14 protein-coding genes are annotated in these 15,692 nt (G+C 69.3%); 10 read left to right on the top strand and 4 right to left on the bottom strand.

Features of this window, described 5'->3' with window-relative positions; all coding sequences use genetic code 11:
• Positions 1-61 precede the first annotated feature (61 nt).
• Genes GF068_RS25710 through hemB form a run of 4 tightly spaced genes read right to left on the bottom strand, consistent with a single transcriptional unit; the run spans position 62 to position 3,794 of the window.
• Positions 62-1,060 carry a ParA family protein gene (locus tag GF068_RS25710; protein ID WP_153822094.1) on the bottom strand — a complete coding sequence of 333 codons (999 nt, stop codon included), beginning with the start codon at positions 1,058-1,060 and terminating at the stop codon, positions 62-64.
• Positions 1,057-2,253, bottom strand: a complete 1,197-nt coding sequence (locus GF068_RS25705; RefSeq protein ID WP_206079551.1) for an ATP-binding protein — start codon at positions 2,251-2,253, stop codon at positions 1,057-1,059. Before GF068_RS25705 ends, GF068_RS25710 begins: the two co-directional genes overlap by 4 nt.
• A gap of 12 nt (positions 2,254-2,265) precedes the next feature.
• Positions 2,266-2,763 (bottom strand): hypothetical protein, encoded by a 498-nt coding sequence (locus GF068_RS25700; protein ID WP_153822093.1) that lies wholly within the window; start codon positions 2,761-2,763, stop codon positions 2,266-2,268.
• Positions 2,763-3,794: a porphobilinogen synthase gene (hemB, locus tag GF068_RS25695; protein WP_153822264.1), complete on the bottom strand. Its 1,032-nt coding sequence runs from the start codon at positions 3,792-3,794 to the stop codon at positions 2,763-2,765. Before hemB ends, GF068_RS25700 begins: the two co-directional genes overlap by 1 nt.
• Positions 3,795-3,825: 31 nt before the next feature.
• Between hemB and htpG the strand changes: the two genes are divergently transcribed.
• The 10 genes from htpG (at position 3,826) to GF068_RS25645 (ending at position 15,690) form a co-directional block, all read left to right on the top strand.
• The gene (htpG, locus tag GF068_RS25690; RefSeq protein WP_153822092.1) at positions 3,826-5,748 is read left to right on the top strand and encodes a molecular chaperone HtpG; all 1,923 of its coding nucleotides are present in this window, start codon (positions 3,826-3,828) and stop codon (positions 5,746-5,748) included.
• A gap of 26 nt (positions 5,749-5,774) precedes the next feature.
• Entirely contained in the window at positions 5,775-6,512 is a 738-nt protein-coding gene (locus GF068_RS25685; RefSeq protein WP_153822091.1) for a pyridoxine 5'-phosphate synthase, read from the top strand.
• Positions 6,509-8,170: an NAD(P)H-hydrate dehydratase gene (locus GF068_RS25680; protein ID WP_153822090.1), complete on the top strand. Its 1,662-nt coding sequence runs from the start codon at positions 6,509-6,511 to the stop codon at positions 8,168-8,170. The genes GF068_RS25685 and GF068_RS25680 overlap by 4 nt, the downstream gene beginning before the upstream one ends.
• Before the next feature lie 192 nt (positions 8,171-8,362).
• The gene (locus GF068_RS25675) at positions 8,363-8,935 is read left to right on the top strand and encodes an RNA polymerase sigma factor (protein WP_153822089.1); all 573 of its coding nucleotides are present in this window, start codon (positions 8,363-8,365) and stop codon (positions 8,933-8,935) included.
• Between the two features lie 52 nt (positions 8,936-8,987).
• Positions 8,988-10,172 carry a thiolase family protein gene (locus tag GF068_RS25670; protein ID WP_153822088.1) on the top strand — a complete coding sequence of 395 codons (1,185 nt, stop codon included), beginning with the start codon at positions 8,988-8,990 and terminating at the stop codon, positions 10,170-10,172.
• A 5-nt stretch (positions 10,173-10,177) separates the two neighbouring features.
• A complete protein-coding gene (locus tag GF068_RS25665; RefSeq protein WP_153822087.1) occupies positions 10,178-11,029 on the top strand; it encodes an MBL fold metallo-hydrolase in 852 nt (283 codons plus the stop codon).
• 83 nt (positions 11,030-11,112) lie between these two features.
• Positions 11,113-12,591 (top strand): purple acid phosphatase family protein, encoded by a 1,479-nt coding sequence (locus tag GF068_RS25660; RefSeq protein ID WP_153822086.1) that lies wholly within the window; start codon positions 11,113-11,115, stop codon positions 12,589-12,591.
• A gap of 146 nt (positions 12,592-12,737) precedes the next feature.
• Positions 12,738-13,613 carry a hypothetical protein gene (locus tag GF068_RS25655; protein WP_153822085.1) on the top strand — a complete coding sequence of 292 codons (876 nt, stop codon included), beginning with the start codon at positions 12,738-12,740 and terminating at the stop codon, positions 13,611-13,613.
• A gap of 63 nt (positions 13,614-13,676) precedes the next feature.
• The gene (dnaJ, locus tag GF068_RS25650; protein WP_338046565.1) at positions 13,677-14,792 is read left to right on the top strand and encodes a molecular chaperone DnaJ; all 1,116 of its coding nucleotides are present in this window, start codon (positions 13,677-13,679) and stop codon (positions 14,790-14,792) included.
• A 67-nt stretch (positions 14,793-14,859) separates the two neighbouring features.
• On the top strand, positions 14,860-15,690 hold the full coding sequence (locus tag GF068_RS25645) for a pyruvate, water dikinase regulatory protein (protein ID WP_153822084.1): 831 nt from the start codon (positions 14,860-14,862) through the stop codon (positions 15,688-15,690).
• Positions 15,691-15,692: the final 2 nt, after the last annotated feature.

The raw sequence follows: 15,692 nt of genomic DNA, 5'->3' as shown, positions 1-15,692 counted from the left end.
GTTCCGCCTTTCGCGGGAGTCGTTCCGCGCTTCGCGGGAGTCGTTCCGCCTTTCGCCGCGGTTACGGGGCTTGGGCGCTCAGCTCGTCGGCGCGGGTGAGGATGGATGTGGAGAGGCGCTCGAAGTCTTCGCGGCAACGTAGGACGGCTTCCATGTGCGCGCCGATGGCGCCGTCACCCGGGCGCAAGTCGAACATTGGCTTCCGCGCATCCTGCGCGAGCGGCATGAGGCTCTGGTAGTTGCGCATGATGCCGAGGCACCACGGATCCCCCTGGGAAGAGGGGAGGAAGAAACGGTCGTGTAGGATCGACTGATGGTACGTGCCGGCGATTCGTTCCAGCCACTTCTCGTAGGCTTTGATCGGTTTTGATAGGCGCATCACGGCCTGCATGACGACGTAGCCCAGCGGTTCCATCTGCCCGGTGGGCAGGTCGAGTTCTACGTTAGGGCTTCCGTCGAGCATCAGCCGCCAGTGGTCTCGCCAGCTGGGGAGGGTCATCCCGGCGTTGTGAAGCCCCAGCATGGAGTAGGGATCTGGCGCGAGTGGGGTGACCACGAAGTCAGCGGCGAGAAGCGCGGCGCGTGTGTTGGCGCCGAGGCCGCGACCCACGTCGAGGAGAGTCACATCCGGTCGGTGCTGTTCGGTGGCCATGGCGATGAGCCGATGGAATGCCGAAAGTGCGCGAAAGGCATACGCATCGCCGTTGAGGGCACGTATCCATGCATCGGAGAGCGTCTCCTCGAACGCGTACAAGGCGACGTCCCCGGGCACGAGCGCCAGGCCCTCTTTCAGCTCCTCCACGTGCGGCTTCCGGATGTCGCCTGTCCCGAGGAGGAGCGGGTGTACCGCGTCGAAGACGGTGCGGTCTTCAAATGGATAGTCGCTCCAGAGATCCTCGATTCGATCCTCTGGCAAACACATGGCTGTCAGGCCGGATTGCGGATCAAGATCGAGCAGGAGCACCCGATGCCCCTGGTCCACAAGCATGTGCGCGAGGTGGTAGACGAGTGTCGTCTGCCCGACGTCGCCTTTGCTGTTCAGGAACGCGATCCGCTTCATGCGCGTGCCTTGACGATGACGCCGAAGGTGGACGGTTCGAGGATGAACTCCGGCTCTGGGTTGCCGTTGTCCTTGCAGGCCTTCCGCGCGAGCGGGACGCCCATGCCAAAGCGCTGCACGAAGCCGAGCTGGTAGAGGGCCGCGGCGACGGTGGGGTTGCGATAGTCGTTCCCGCCGGGCTTGCCGAACGTCTGCGGCGTGGCGCGGCCGAAGAGACCACCCGGGTTGTGGATCTCGATCCGGTCCGAGAACCAGTACCACTGGAGGGGCGCGTTGCTCGTCTCGTAGTTGCGGTGGATCGCCGCGTTGCGGAGGAGCTGCTGGAGCGCCGCCATCGGGTAGTCCGGCGAGCGTCGCTCCACCGGACCACCCGTCACGGCGGTCGCGACATGGATGTGCGCGCTCGTGATCTCGTCCATGCGCCGCAGCACCTCCGGCAAGGGGCCTGAAAGCTCTTTCCGATCCACGATCGGATCCGTCAGCTCCGTGCCGTCCACGCGCAGGAACTGCACGTACGCTCCGGGCAGGTAGGTCGTCGGCTCGCGACCGAGGATGAGCAACCCCGCCACGTTCGGCACGGCGTCCGGTGACGCGAGGTGCAGCGCGGCGAGCTGCTCGGGGATCGAGCGGCCGTTCTCGCGAAGGACCTCCGGCGCGACAGCGCTGGGCAGAAACTCTCGCTCGAAGAGCTTCAGGTCGAGCTCGTCGAGGGTCGATCCACGGATGGGGCGCTGGTCGAACGGCCCGTCCCAGTTGCGACGTCGTTCGGTCAGGATGCGCTCTTCGTCTCGCGTGGCCGTGTCACGACGAGGACCCACGCGGATGCGCACACGACCGCGCAGGCGCACGGGCGGCTCGTGCGAGGGCTGCACCTCGACGACGACGATGTCCTTTCCCGCGAGCGTGGCCTTGTACACGTGCATCACAGGAAAGGGGAGGATCGCTCCGTCGCTGCGGATGCCCGTGATCTGCTGGAGGAGCTGATCGGTCACCTCGAGCCCGGTGGGCTCGCCCGTCTTGTCATGAACGCCGATCAAGAGGACGCCGGTCTCTCCCATGCCTGGCAGGTCGTTGGCGAACGCGCAGATCACCTCTTCGATCGCGCTCTTCGCGGACGTGAACGACTGCTTCCGCTCGACCCGGAAGCTCTCCAGATCCGCCGCCAGACTCGCGATCTCCTGCTCGGTCAGCACGACCCCACCCCCTCACATCCCCGCATCCTCATCCGCGCAGCTCCGGTCGCCCATCGCCTCCGGATCCATCATCGGATCCGGCTCCCCGTTCCCTGTCCCCGCGACCACGAGCAGCCAGTAGTCCACGCAGCTCCCGTTCACGATCACGAGCTTGTTCGCGTCGACCGTGCGCAGCTCCGCCTGGTTGCCCGACGCGGGCGCGACCGTGCTGTCCTTCGTCCCGCACTTGTTGAACGAGAGCCAGATGTCCACGAAGCGCGGCACCTCGCCGAGCCCGTGCTCGAGCTCGTAACGCATCCCCGCGGGGAACCAGAGCAGCTCCCCTTTCCACGGCGTGCTCATGTAGACGCCGTTCTCCACCGTGCCCTCCACGTACCGCACCGGCGTGTTGTTCTCCGCCGAGCGGTCGCAGTTCGGGCCGAGCGCGTTGATCGTGTTGCAGCCGCTCGATCCCACGAGCGCGAGCACGAGCGCGCCCGCGAGCATCACCCATCGCGTGGTGATGCCCATCAGCCGAGCCAGCGCGCCGCGTCCACGGCGTGGTACGTCAGGATGAAGTCCGCTCCCGCGCGCCGGATCGACGTGAGCAGCTCGAGCACCGCGCGCTTCTCGTCGATCATCCCCGCCGCCGACGCGGCCTTGATCATCGCGTACTCGCCGCTCACGTTGTACGCGCCGAGCGGCAGCGGCGAGGCCGCGCGCACCCGCGTGATCACGTCGAGGTAAGGCAGCGCCGGCTTCACCATCAGGAGGTCCGCGCCCTCCTCCTCGTCGAGCCGCGCCTCGCGCAGCGCCTCGCGCGTGTTCGCCGGATCCATCTGGTATCCCGCGCGATCGCCGAACTTCGGCGCGCAGTCCGCGGCCTCGCGGAACGGGCCGTAGAAGCTCGACGCGTACTTCACCGCGTACGACAGGATCGCCGTGCCCTCGTGGCCCTCGCCGTCGAGCGCGCGCCGGATCGCCCCCACGCGCCCGTCCATCATGTCGCTCGGCGCCACGACGTCCGCGCCCGCCGCCGCGTGCACGAGCGCGGCCTTCGCCAGCACCTCGAGCGTCGCGTCGTTGTCGACCTCGAGATCACCGCGCGGGCCGGGCTTCAAGATCCCGCAGTGGCCGTGCTCGGTGTACTCGTCGACGCAGACGTCCGTGATCACCAGGAGATCCGGCGCCGCGTCTTTCATGGCCGCGACCGCGCGTGGCACCGGGCCGCTCGGATCGTAGGCGGACGAGCCGCTCGCGTCCTTCGTCCGGGGCAGGCCGAAGAGGATGACCCCGCCGAGCCCGAGCGATCGGCAGAGTCGCGCCTGCTCGGCGGCCGCGGCGACCGGGAGCTGGGAGACGCCCGGCATGGTCGAGACGGGGCGTGGCGCGTCGAGCACCTCGTTGAAGAAGAGGGGCAGGACGAGGTCGGAGGGGGCCAGGGAGGTTTCGCGGACCAGGCTCCGGATCGCGGACGAGCGGCGGAGCCGGCGGGGACGTTCGGTCGGGAACACGCGGCCACTGTAGCAGCGCCGGATTTCGTGCGGGGAGGGGGATTGCATTTCCCGAAAGCGGATCCATTTCGTCGTCGCCATGAGCCAAGAAGCCTCCCCGAACCCCGAAGCACCCCCCGCCGCCTCCCCTGCCGCCGTGGAGATGCCGTTCCAGGCGGAGGTGCAGCAGGTGCTGTCCCTCGTCATCAACTCGCTCTACGCGAACCAGGAGGTCTTCCTCCGCGAGCTGGTCTCGAACGCCTCCGACGCGCTCGACAAGGCCCGCTTCCTCGCCCTCACGCGCAAGGACGTGACCGAGCAGGAGGGCGAGCCCGCGATCTCGATCAAGCTCGACGACGAGGCGCGCACGATCGTCATCGAGGACAACGGCATCGGCATGACGCGCGACGAGGTCGTCCAGAACCTCGGCACGATCGCCAAGAGCGGCTCGCTCGAGTTCCTGAAGTCCCACGCGGAGGAGCTCCGCAGGGCCCAGGACAAGGACGCCGCGGTCAAGCTCATCGGCCAGTTCGGCGTGGGCTTCTACGCCGCGTTCATGGTCGCCGCGCGCGTCGACGTGGAGACGCTCTCCATGCTGCCCGGGGCCGAGGCCGTGCTCTGGCGCTCGGCGGGCGCGGGCTCGTTCACGGTCGCCGCGGGCGAGCGCAAGCACCCCGGGACGACGATCACGCTGCACCTCAAGGAGGACACGCGCGAGTACACGAAGGCGTGGCGGATCAAGGAGATCATCCGCAAGTACTCGGACTTCGTGCACTTCCCGATCTCGGTGAACGGCGAGGTCGCGAACCGCAAGGCGGCGCTCTGGACGCTGCCGAAGTCGCAGATCACCGAAGAGCAACACGCCGAGTTCTTCCGGCACGTGACGGGCGGCTACGAAGGCGAGACGCCGCTCTGGCACCTGCACGTCTCCATCGACGCGCCGGTGCAGTTCCACGCGTTGCTCTACGTGCCCGAGAAGGCGCCGCCGGACCTCTTCCAGCGTGATCGCCGGGCCGTGCGGCTCTACGCGAAGCGCGTGCTCATCGTCGAGGACTGCGACAAGGTCGCGCCGATCTACCTGCGCTTCCTGCGCGGCGTGGTCGACTCGGAGGACCTCTCGCTCAACGTCTCGCGCGAGATGCTGCAGGAGGACAAGGCCCTCAAGCAGATCGAGGCGCAGATCACGAAGCAGGTGCTCAAGGGGCTGAAGGAGCTCTCGGAGAGCGAGCCCGAGCGGTTCGCGAAGTTCTGGAAGGAGTTCGGCAAGGTCCTCAAGGAGGGCGTGTCGGTCGACTGGAAGAACAAGGACACGATCGCGGACCTCTGCCGGTTCGGCTCGATGAACACGCCGGAGGATCAGCTCCTCTCGCTGAAGCAGTACGTCGCGGCGATGCCCGAGTCGCAGAAGGAGATCTACTACCTGACGGGCACGAGCCGCCGCGCGCTGGAGAAGAGCCCGCACATCGAGGCCTTCAAGAAGCGCGGCTACGACGTGCTGTTGATGACCGAGCCGGTCGACGAGTGGGTCGTGCAGTCGTTGACCGAATACGACAAGCGCCGCCTGCGCAGCATCGCCCACGGCGACATCGACCTCGGCGACAAGGACGAGAAGGCGGACGAGCTCGCCGGCGAGCAGATCAAGAGCGCGGTCTCGGCCGTGAAGTCGACGCTCGGTGATCGGGTGAAGGACGTGCGCGCCTCGCGGCGCCTGACCGACAGCGCGAGCTGCCTCGTCGCCGCCGAGGGGGACCTCGGGGTCAACATGGAGCGGATCATGCGCATGATGGGCGAGGACGCGCCGCAGGCGAAGCGCATCCTGGAGCTCAACCCCGAGAGCCCCATCGTGAAGAACCTGAGCGCGCTGGCCGAGAAGGACCCGAGCGCAGAGCCGATCAAGCTCTGGTCCGAGCTGCTCTACGAGCAAGCGTTGCTGGCCGAGGGCGTGGTGACCGACCCGGCGAAGCTGGTGAAGCACATTCAGGATTTGCTCACGCAGGCCAGCACGGCGGCCGTGACGCGCTGACTCCCGCCGTGTAGTAGAGTCCGGCCATGCCGGTCCGCCTCCACATCAACATCGATCACGTCGCCACCGTGCGGAACGCGCGCGGCACGCGGTACCCCGATCCTGTCTTCGCCGCCGGCCTCTGCGAAGCGGCCGGCGCCGACGGCATCACCGCGCACCTGCGCGAGGATCGGCGCCACATCACCGACGACGACGTCACGCGCCTGCGCGCCTCGGTGCAGACGCTCTTCAACCTGGAGATGGCCGTCACCGAGGAGATGATCGGCATCGCGTCGCGGGTGCGTCCCGACGTGATCACGCTCGTCCCCGAGCGCCGCGAGGAGCGCACGACCGAGGGCGGGCTCGACGTGAAGGGAAAGCGCGCCGGCATCGAGGCCGCCGTGAAGATGGCCAAGGAGCGCGGGATCAAGGTGAGCCTCTTCATCGGCGCCGACGAGGAGATGGTCGAGGCCTCCGCCGCCCTCCACGTCGCGCAGATCGAGCTGCACACGGGCGAGTACTGTCACGCGTCGGGGGAGCAAGCCGAGCACGAGCTCGATCGCCTGAAGCGCGCCGCGGCCCGCGCCTCGGCGCTCGGCCTCGAGGTCGCCGCGGGCCACGGCCTGACGCGCCACAACGTCGGGCCCGTCGTGGCCATCCCCGACATCGTCGAGGTCAACATCGGCCACTCGGTCATCGCCGACGCGGTGTTCTTCGGGATGGATCGCGCGGTGCGGGATCTTCGTCGCGCCGTCGACCGCGGCATGCGAGGCCGTTCGCGATGATCCCCGTCCTCACGCGCGCCCAGATGCGCGCGTTCGACAAGTACGCGATCGAGACCTGCCACGTGCCGGGCGTCGTCCTCATGGAGAACGCAGGGCGCGGCGCCGCCGACGTGATCTCCGCGATGATCGAGGCGCGCCGCTGCCCGTGCGCGCCGAGCCACGAGGCCGACGTGATCGCGGCGCGCGCCCGCTCGTTCCCGGTCCGCCACGTGCAGAGCCCCGGTCAGCCCGCGAGGTACCCGCTCGAGGCGCGCGTCGTCGTCGTCTGCGGCACGGGCAACAACGGCGGCGACGGGTTCGTCGTGGCGCGGCACCTCTACGCGCGCGGGGCCGAGGTCGAGGTCTACCTCGCGGGCAGGAGCGAGAAGGTCACCGGCGACGCGCGCATCAACCACGACGCGTACATCGACCTCGGCGGCCGATTCTTCGAGGTGCCCGAGGGCTCGAGCCTCGGCCCGCTGCACGCCGCGCTCGCGCGCGCCGACTTCGTGATCGACGCCCTCTTCGGCACGGGCCTCGACCGGCCCATCACCGGCCACCTCGCCGACGTCATCGCCGTCCTCAACGACGCCTCCGCCCGCCTCGTCGCGCTCGACATCCCCTCGGGCCTCGACGCCGACAGCGGCTCGCCGTTTGGCATCGCCGTGCGCGCCGACGACACCGTCACCTTCGGCCACCTCAAGATCGGCATGCTCACGCCCGAAGGCGCGCGCCTCTCCGGCAACGTGCACGTCGTCGACCTCGGCGTCCCCGATCCGCCGATCCTCGCCCACGTCGGCGTCGTCGCCGAGGTCATCCGCCGCGAGACCGTCGGCTCGTACTTCGCCCCGCGCGAGGCGAGCGTGCACAAACACAAGGCCGGCGACGTGCTCGTCGTCGCGGGCTCACCCGGCAAGCTCGGCGCCTCGCTCCTCACGGCGAAGGCCGCGATGCGCGCCGGCGCCGGCCTCGTCACGATCGGCACCTGGCCCGACGCCGCGACGTCGCTCGAGTCACGCGTCGTCGAGGTGATGACCACGCGGATCGACCCGAGCCGCATCGGCCCTTCACTCGACGCGGCCCTCGCTGGACGCCGCACCGTCGCCATCGGCCCTGGTTTCGGCCTCGGCGCGGAGGCGCGGGCGGCGGTTGATCACGTCGTGCTCGGCTGGGACGGCTTCAAGGTCGTCGACGCCGACGCGATCACCCATTTCGCCGGCCGCCCCGAGTCGCTCGCGCAAGCCAGAGGCCGCCTCGTGCTCACGCCGCACCCGGGCGAGCTCGGCCGCCTGCTCGGCCGCAGCGCGACGGCCATCGAGCAGGACCGCTTCGGCGCCGTCCGCGAGGCCGTCGCGCGCACGAGCGCCACCGTGATCCTCAAGGGCGCCCGCACGATCATCGCCACGCCCGAGGGCCGCCTCTTCATCTGCATGGCGGGCAACCCGGCCCTCGCCACGGCCGGCTCCGGCGACGTGCTGACCGGCCTCATCGCGGCGTTTGCTTGCAGCATGTCCGCCGAGGAGGCGGCCTGCGCGGGCGTGCTCGTCCACGCGCTCGCCGGCGACCTCTGGCGCGCCCGCACCGGCTGCGATCGAGGCCTGTTCGCGGGCGAGATTCCCGACCTGGTCCCGGAGATCCTCGCGGCGCTCGCGCGGGGGGCGGATCCGCTGGCGGGCTGAAGCGCGCGGCGTACGCCCGAACGATCCCCCGCCTTCCCACGCTGCGTTGGCAGAGGGACACGCCCCGGTGTCGGAGAGACACGTCCGCGGGACCCACCTCCCTTTCCGATCCAATCATTTCAGACACTTGGGGCGGGCCACGCCTCGGCACCCGCCTTGCGAAAGCGAGGGGTCACCAGGAGGTCACGACCCATGCTCGCTCAGGCCCTCGCCACCCCGAAGACCCTTCACGCACACTCGATCGAGGATCTCCGCCGAGGCGTCGCCGCGCTGGCCCCCGAGCTCTTCGGCCGCGCCCTCCGCATGTCGCGCTCCAGCGCCCTCGCCGAGGACCTCGTGCAGGACACCGTCGAGCGCGCCCTCCGCTTCGAGAACCAGTACCGCCCCGGCACCAACCTGAAGGCGTGGGTCCACCAGATCCTCTTCAGCGTCTTCATCACCAAGTGTCGCCGCAATCGTCGCGAGCGCCGCGCCCTCGACGTCCTCTACTCCGACCCGAACGCCTGGACCGCCGCGCCCGCCGTCTCCGAGATGACCGCGCTCTCGCCGCCCACGCTCCGCGCCCTCGAGGCCATCCAGCCCGTGTATCGCGAGGCCCTCATCCTCGTGGACCTCCAGGAGATGACCTACAAGGACGCCGCCGAGAAGCTCGGTGTGCCCGTGGGCACCGTCATGAGCCGCCTCCACCGCGGCAGGCGCCTGCTCGCAAAGGCCCTCGAGGCAGATCGGGAGGCGTCTCTTGTGCAGTGCAACATGATGGAGTAGTTCGCTTCTCCGAGGCGCGCGCTACGTTGCGCCCGAGCCTCCGGAGGATGTGATGACCTTGCCCGTTCCCGTCTACATCGTCGGCGCCGCCCGCACGCCCATCGGCGCCTTCCTCGGCGCCCTCTCCGCCCTCCCCGCCCCGCGCCTCGGCGCCGTCGCCATCGAGGCGGCCCTCGCGCGCGCGAAGGTCCCGGCCGATCGCGTCGGCGAGGTCTTCATGGGCAACGTCCTCGGCGCCGGCGTCGGCCAGGCGCCCGCCCGCCAGGCCGCCATCTACGCGAACATCCCCAAGAACGTGCCGGCGACGACGGTCGGCAAGGTCTGCGGCTCGGGCATGCAGGCCGTCATCCTCGGCGCCAAGAGCATCGCGCTCGGCGACGCGGACGTGGTGGTCGCCGGCGGCATGGAGTCGATGTCGAACGTGCCGTACTACCTCATGCAGGCCCGGAACGGCTATCGCATGGGCGACAACAAGATCGTCGACGGCATGATCCACGACGGCCTCTGGGATCCCTACGGCAACTTCCACATGGGCAACGCCGGCGAGACGTGCGCGAAGAAGTACGAGTTCTCGCGCGAGGCGCAGGACGAGTTCGCCAAGGAGAGCTTCCGCCGCGCCATCGCCGCGCAGAAGGAGGGCCTCTTCGACGCGGAGATCACGCCCGTGAACGTGCCGCAGAAGAAGGGTGATCCCGTCGTCGTGAAGCTCGACGAGGGCCCGCCCAACGCCCGGCCCGACAAGATCGGCACGCTCAAGCCCGCCTTCCAGAAGGACGGCACCATCACCGCGGCGAACGCCTCGTCGATCAACGACGGCGCCTCGGCGCTCGTGCTCGCCAGCGAGAAGGCCGTCAAGGAGATGGGCCTCGAGCCGCTCGCGCGCATCGCCGGCTACGGCGGCGCCGCCCAGGAGCCCGAGTGGTTCACGACCGCGCCCGCGGCGGCCATCGAGAACACGCTCGCGCGGACCAAGCTCACGAAGGAGCAGATCGACATCTGGGAGATCAACGAGGCCTTCGCCGTCGTCACGCTCGCCGTGAACAAGCTCGTCGGCATCGACAACGCCAAGGTCAACGTGCGCGGCGGCGCCGTCGCGCTCGGCCACCCCATCGGCGCGACCGGCGCGCGTCTGCTCACGACGATGATCCACGCCATGAAGGATCGCGGCGACAAACGTGGCCTCGCGACGCTCTGCATCGGCGGCGGCGAGGCGCTCGCCGTCGTGCTCGAGCGATAAACGACATGGGACGGCCGTGGCGCGTGACGCTGGGTGTCGAGCGATTTCCGTCGCTCACGCCCACCTTGCCTCCCGCCACCCACACGAACAGCTACGCGCTCGGCGAGCGGGAGGTCCTGCTCGTCGAGCCGGCGACGCCGTTCGACGACGAGCGGCGCGAGTGGCTCGCGTGGGCGCGCTCCCTCGAGAGCCGCGGCCGTCACCCCATCGGCATCGTCCTCACCCATCACCACGCCGATCACGCGGGCGGCGCCTGGTTCTTCGCGAACGAGCTCCGCCTGCCGCTGCTCGCGCACCACGAGACGGCGCTGCGCCTCGAAGGGGAGGTCCGCGTCGATCGCCACGTCGAGGAGGGCGAGCGCATCGTGCTCGACGGGCCCTCGCCGATGCGGCTCCGCGTGCTCCACACGCCGGGCCACGCGCCGGGGCACATCTGCCTCTTCGACGAGGACACGGGCGCCGCGATCGTCGGCGACATGGTCGCGAGCGAGGGCACGATCCTCATCGAGCCCACGGAGGGCGACATGATCACGTACCTCGCGCAGCTCGAGCGCCTCGCGGGTTTGTCCGCTTCCGTCGCGCTCCCGGCGCACGGCGAGCCCATCGACGAGCCGACCACGCTCTTCCGCCGTTACATCACGCATCGCCTCGCGCGCGAGGCCAAGGTCCTCGCCGCGCTCAGGCCGTTTCCTCCCGAGGGCGCGAGCCTCGACGTGCTCTTGCCCGTCGCCTACGCGGACACGCCGCCGCTCGTCTGGCCCATTGCGCGGATGAGCCTCGAAGCGCACCTCGTGAAGCTCGAGCGCGAGGGGCGCGTTTCGCGGTCGGCAGGCGGCGGATATCGCCTCGTCGTGTAGCGTCCGCGCGCAAAATGGTTCCCGCCGGGGCTCGGCCGGCCTAGGCTGCTCCCGCTCGCCGTGTGGAGGGTGGAGGTGGCTTCATGAAAAAAACGATCGTTTCCTTGGGCCTCTTGGGGGGCGCGCTTTTCGCCGCCGGGTGCGCGGACGAGCCGAGCCAGAACCCGCAGCCGCCGCCCCCCGAGCCCAACATCGAGCGCTTCCAGCCCGAGGGCTGCGAATTCGAGATCGCCACCCGCCCCGAATACATCGATTTCCAGCGCGGCAGCGCCAGGGTCTCCGCCGCGCCCGACATCCGCCGCGTCCGCCTCGGCCTCGGCGGCAACGTCGAGGTCGGCTCTCCTGGCCGCGCCGACCCCGCCACCTCCGCGGCTTTCGGCTGGCAGACGGACATGGAGACGCTCGCGACCGAGGTCCAGTGGGGCACCACGCCCGACCCGTCGACCTGGCCCGCCGAGAATCGCAGGCGCGGCGTCACCTGGGTGACCCCGGAGGGCCAGCTCGCGCCGCAAGGCGAGGACCGCATGCACGAGGCCTACGTCTGCGGCCTCTCGCCCGCGACCACCTATTATTATCGCGTCGGCGGCGGGGCCGCGGGCAAGGAGGTCTGGAGCGAGGTCCATTCCTTCACGACCACGCCGACGGACCCGAATACCGAGGTCCTCCTCGGCGTCTCGGGCGACGCGCGCGGCCAGGACAACCAGGCCTGGCGCCTCATCCAGCGCCGCATGATGAAGGCCGGGGTCACCGCGCAGCTCTTCTCGGGCGACATGATCAATCTCGCCACCGATCAGGGGGAATGGCACCTCTGGCTCGACCTCGCCGCGAAGGACGCCGACGGCAGCCTCCTCACGCTCGGCCAGATCCTCACCCTCTCGACGCACGGCAATCACGAGAACCACACCACCCATTTCTACAGCAGCGTCGTCCTCCCCCAGGACATCACGAGGTTCCCCAAGTACAGCGAGCTCTTTTATTCGGTCGACATCGGCCCGGTCCACGTCGTCGTCGTCGACGACTTCTGGGTCACGTCGCCGAACGGAAACCCCGAATACGCCGCGCTCCTGAAAACGTGGCTCGAGAAGGACCTCGAGGCGGCGAACACGAACCGCGCGAACGTGCCGTGGATCGTCGGCGTGCATCACCACGCCGAGTTCTCCGCCTCGTCGCACGGCGATGACGCGGACGTGCTCCTCGGGCGGCAGTTCTTCGTGCCGATCTGGGACAAGTACGAGGTCGACCTCATGGTCCTCGGCCACGACCACAACTACGAGCGCACGAAGCCCCTCACGGGCCCGCTCGCCGAGGGCACGCTCGACCCGGTCGTGCAGATGCCGGGCGCGAAGGGCACCGTCTACATGGTCTGCGCCGGCGCCGGCGCCGACGCGTACGGCAACGGCACGCGCGTGTGGACCGACAAGAGCTTCACCTACGACGGCAAGAGCGTCTTCGGCTTCTACTCCTTCCTCAAGGCCAGCAAGACCTCGCTCACCATCGAGTCGCACGAGCTCCGGCCCGACGAGACCGACCCGGTCATCGACGAGTACACCCTCACCAAGTGATCCACGCCGCCCCCGGCGGGCCTGCCCTCACGTGCGCCGAAGCGCCGCGCCGCTCGCGCTCGTTCGCCCTTGCGCTAATGCAACTCGCTTGCTAAACGCTTCACGTTGCTTTTGCGGAGGTGATTCAAGTGAAGCGAGTGTGCGTGATGCGACCGAAGCTCCTCGTCCTCTCCACCGTGGCCCTCTTCGCCGTCGGCTGCGGCGGCGAGGACGGCGCGACGCCCGAGAAGGGCTCGGCGCAGATCTTCGTCGAGGCCGAGGACACCATCCCGAACGGCCTCGCCGCCGGCATGGGCGAGGAGGACATCCAGGACGGCTGGAGCGTCACCTACGACCGCTTCCTCATCACGATCGGCAACTTCCGCGCCTCTCGCTCCGACGCGTCCGAGTCGCTCTCCGCGCCCGACGTGTACGTGCTCGACCTGAAGAAGGTCCCGGCCGGCGGGTACGTCGTGACCACGTGGAGTGACGCGAGCGCGACCCGCTGGGATCGCTTCGGCTTCGATCTGCCGAACGCCGACGCGAACACGAAGGCGCTCGAGCCCACCGCCGAAGCGGACCGCAAGCTGCTCGCCGACAACGGCTGGTCCCTCTACATCGAGGGCTCGATGACGAACGGCGCCACCACGAAGACCTTCCGCTGGGGCTTGCCCGCGGGCACGTCGTACGACGACTGCGCCACCGAGGACGAGATCCCCGGCTTCGCGGTCCCGGCCGGCGGCAGCGTGCCGGTCAAACCCACGATCCACGGCGATCACTGGTTCTTCAACAACATCACCGCCGGCGCCGAGGTCACGGCGCGCTACGCCCAGTACATCGCCGACGCGGACCTCGACATGGACGGCGAGACGACGCTCGACGAGCTCAGGCAAACGAAGGCGGCCGATGTCTTCCCGCCCGACAAGTACAGCCTCGCCGGCGTCCCGATCGAGACCGCGTACGACTACGTCCTCGCCCAGGCGCGCACGCTCGGCGACTACCAGGGCGAAGGCGAGTGCCCGACCCGAAAAGCCCTCCCTTGAACGTGCGCCGGTCCGGCCGTACCCCCCTCGTCCCTCGTCCGGATCGGTGCTATTCCGGCCTCCGTGCGTGATCCCTACGATGTGCTCGGCGTCGACCGCTCGGCGACGCAGGACGAGATCAAGAGCGCCTTCCGCAAGCTCGCAGGGCAGCACCACCCGGACAAGAACCCGGGCGACGACGGCGCGCACCAGCGCTTCAAGGAGATCAACGCGGCCTACCAGATCCTGAGTGATCCGCAGAAGCGCGCCGCGTTTGATCGCTTCGGCCCGATGGGCGTGGGCGGCGCCTCGCCGGCGGGCGGGCCCTTCGGCGGCGCGAACTACGTCGATCTCAACGACCTCAACATCGACGGGCTCTTCGGCGACCTGCTCGGCGCCCTCGGCATCAAGGTCGGCGACCGCGGCAACCTCCAGAAAGAGATCCGCATCAGCTTCGAGGAAGCGGCGTTCGGCTGCACGAAGGAGATCACCTACGAGCGCGTCGAGCCCTGCAACGACTGCGGCGGCGTCGGCGCGGCGAAGGGCACGCAGACCGAGCGCTGCAGCATGTGCCTCGGCCGCGGCCGCGTCCGCATGCAGCAGGGCGTCTTCCCCATCGCCATCGAGCGGCCGTGCACGCGCTGCCGTGGCACGGGCCGCATCGTGCTCGACCCCTGCAAGAGCTGCCGCGGCGCGGGCGTCGTGGCCAAGGCGCGCACGATCGAGGTCACGATCCCCGCGGGCATCGAGAACGGCGCCACGCGCCTCGTCGAGCGCGGCGGCAACTGCACGCGCCCCGATCGCGCGCCGGGCGACCTCGAGCTCACTATCCGCGTCGCGCCGCACGAGTTCTTCCGCCGCGTCGGCGACGACATCGTCTGCTCGCTCCCGATCTCCTTCCCGGTCGCCGCGCTCGGCGGCGAGGTCGAGATCCCCACGCTCGATGGCAAGGGCAAGCTTCGAATCCCCTCGGGCACGCAGCCGGGCTCGGTGCTGCGCGTCAAAGGCAAGGGCATCGTGCACCGCGTCACGGGTGGCCGCGGCGATCAACTCGTCGAAATCAGCGTGGAAGTGCCGAAGCGGCTGACGGACGAGCAGAAGGAGCTCGTCACGCAGCTCGCGGCGACGCTCGGCGAGGTGCCGCAGGAGCCGGAGCGTGGCGAGAGTTTCATGGACAAGTTGAAGAACCTTTTTGGGTAGGCTTGTCGTTCGAGGGATGTGGCCTCAACCAGCGCGAGTCCACGATCCGACCGAGACGAAGACCAGAATGAGCAAGCCCATGTCCAAGTTCATCGACGTGCTGAGCGACTCGACCGGCGAGACCGCGGAGAAGGTCGTCCGCGCGGCCCTGCTCCAGTTCCCGCAAGCCGGCGTGCAGATCCGCCTGCACACGCGTGTCCGCACGAAGGAGGTCGCGCGGCCGGTCCTCGAGCGCGCCGCGAAGGAGGGCGCGTTGCTCGTCTTCACGGTCGTCAGCCCCGAGCTGCGCGAGTTCATCCACTCGGCGACGGCGGAGCTGCGGATCGAGGCGATCGACGTCATCGGCTCGCTCATCGGCAAGCTCGGCACCTTCCTCGACCGCGAGCCGATCAACCTGCCGAGCGCGATGCTCCCGCTCAGCGACGAGTACTTCCGCCGCATCGAGGCCGTCGAGTTCGCCGTGAAGAGCGACGACGGCAAGGAGCCGCGCAACTTCCGCAAGGCCGACATCATCCTCGTCGGCGTCTCGCGCACCTCGAAGACGCCGCTCTCGACGCTGCTCGCGCAGCGCGGCCTCAAGGTCGCGAACCTGCCGCTCGTGCTCGGCGTCCCGCTCCCGCACGAGATCGAGGAGGCGCCGAGTGATCGAATCGTCGGCCTCACGATCGGCCTCGATCAGCTCTGCGAGATCCGCCAGGCGCGCCTGCGCCAGCTCGGCATGCCCCCCGAGACGAATTACGCCATGCGCGAGCACGTCCGCACGGAGCTCGAGTTCGCGCACAACATCTTCCGCGCTCACCCCGACTGGCCCGTCGTCGATGTCACGGGCCGCGCGATCGAGGAGACGGCGGTCATCATCCTCGAGAGCATCCACGAGCGGAACCGCGCCGCGCACTGAAC

Source organism: Polyangium spumosum, assembly GCF_009649845.1.
Lineage (GTDB): Bacteria > Myxococcota_A > Polyangia > Polyangiales > Polyangiaceae > Polyangium > Polyangium spumosum.
Note: the sequence above shows the minus strand (reverse complement) of the source record. Positions and strands in the feature narration are given on the sequence as shown.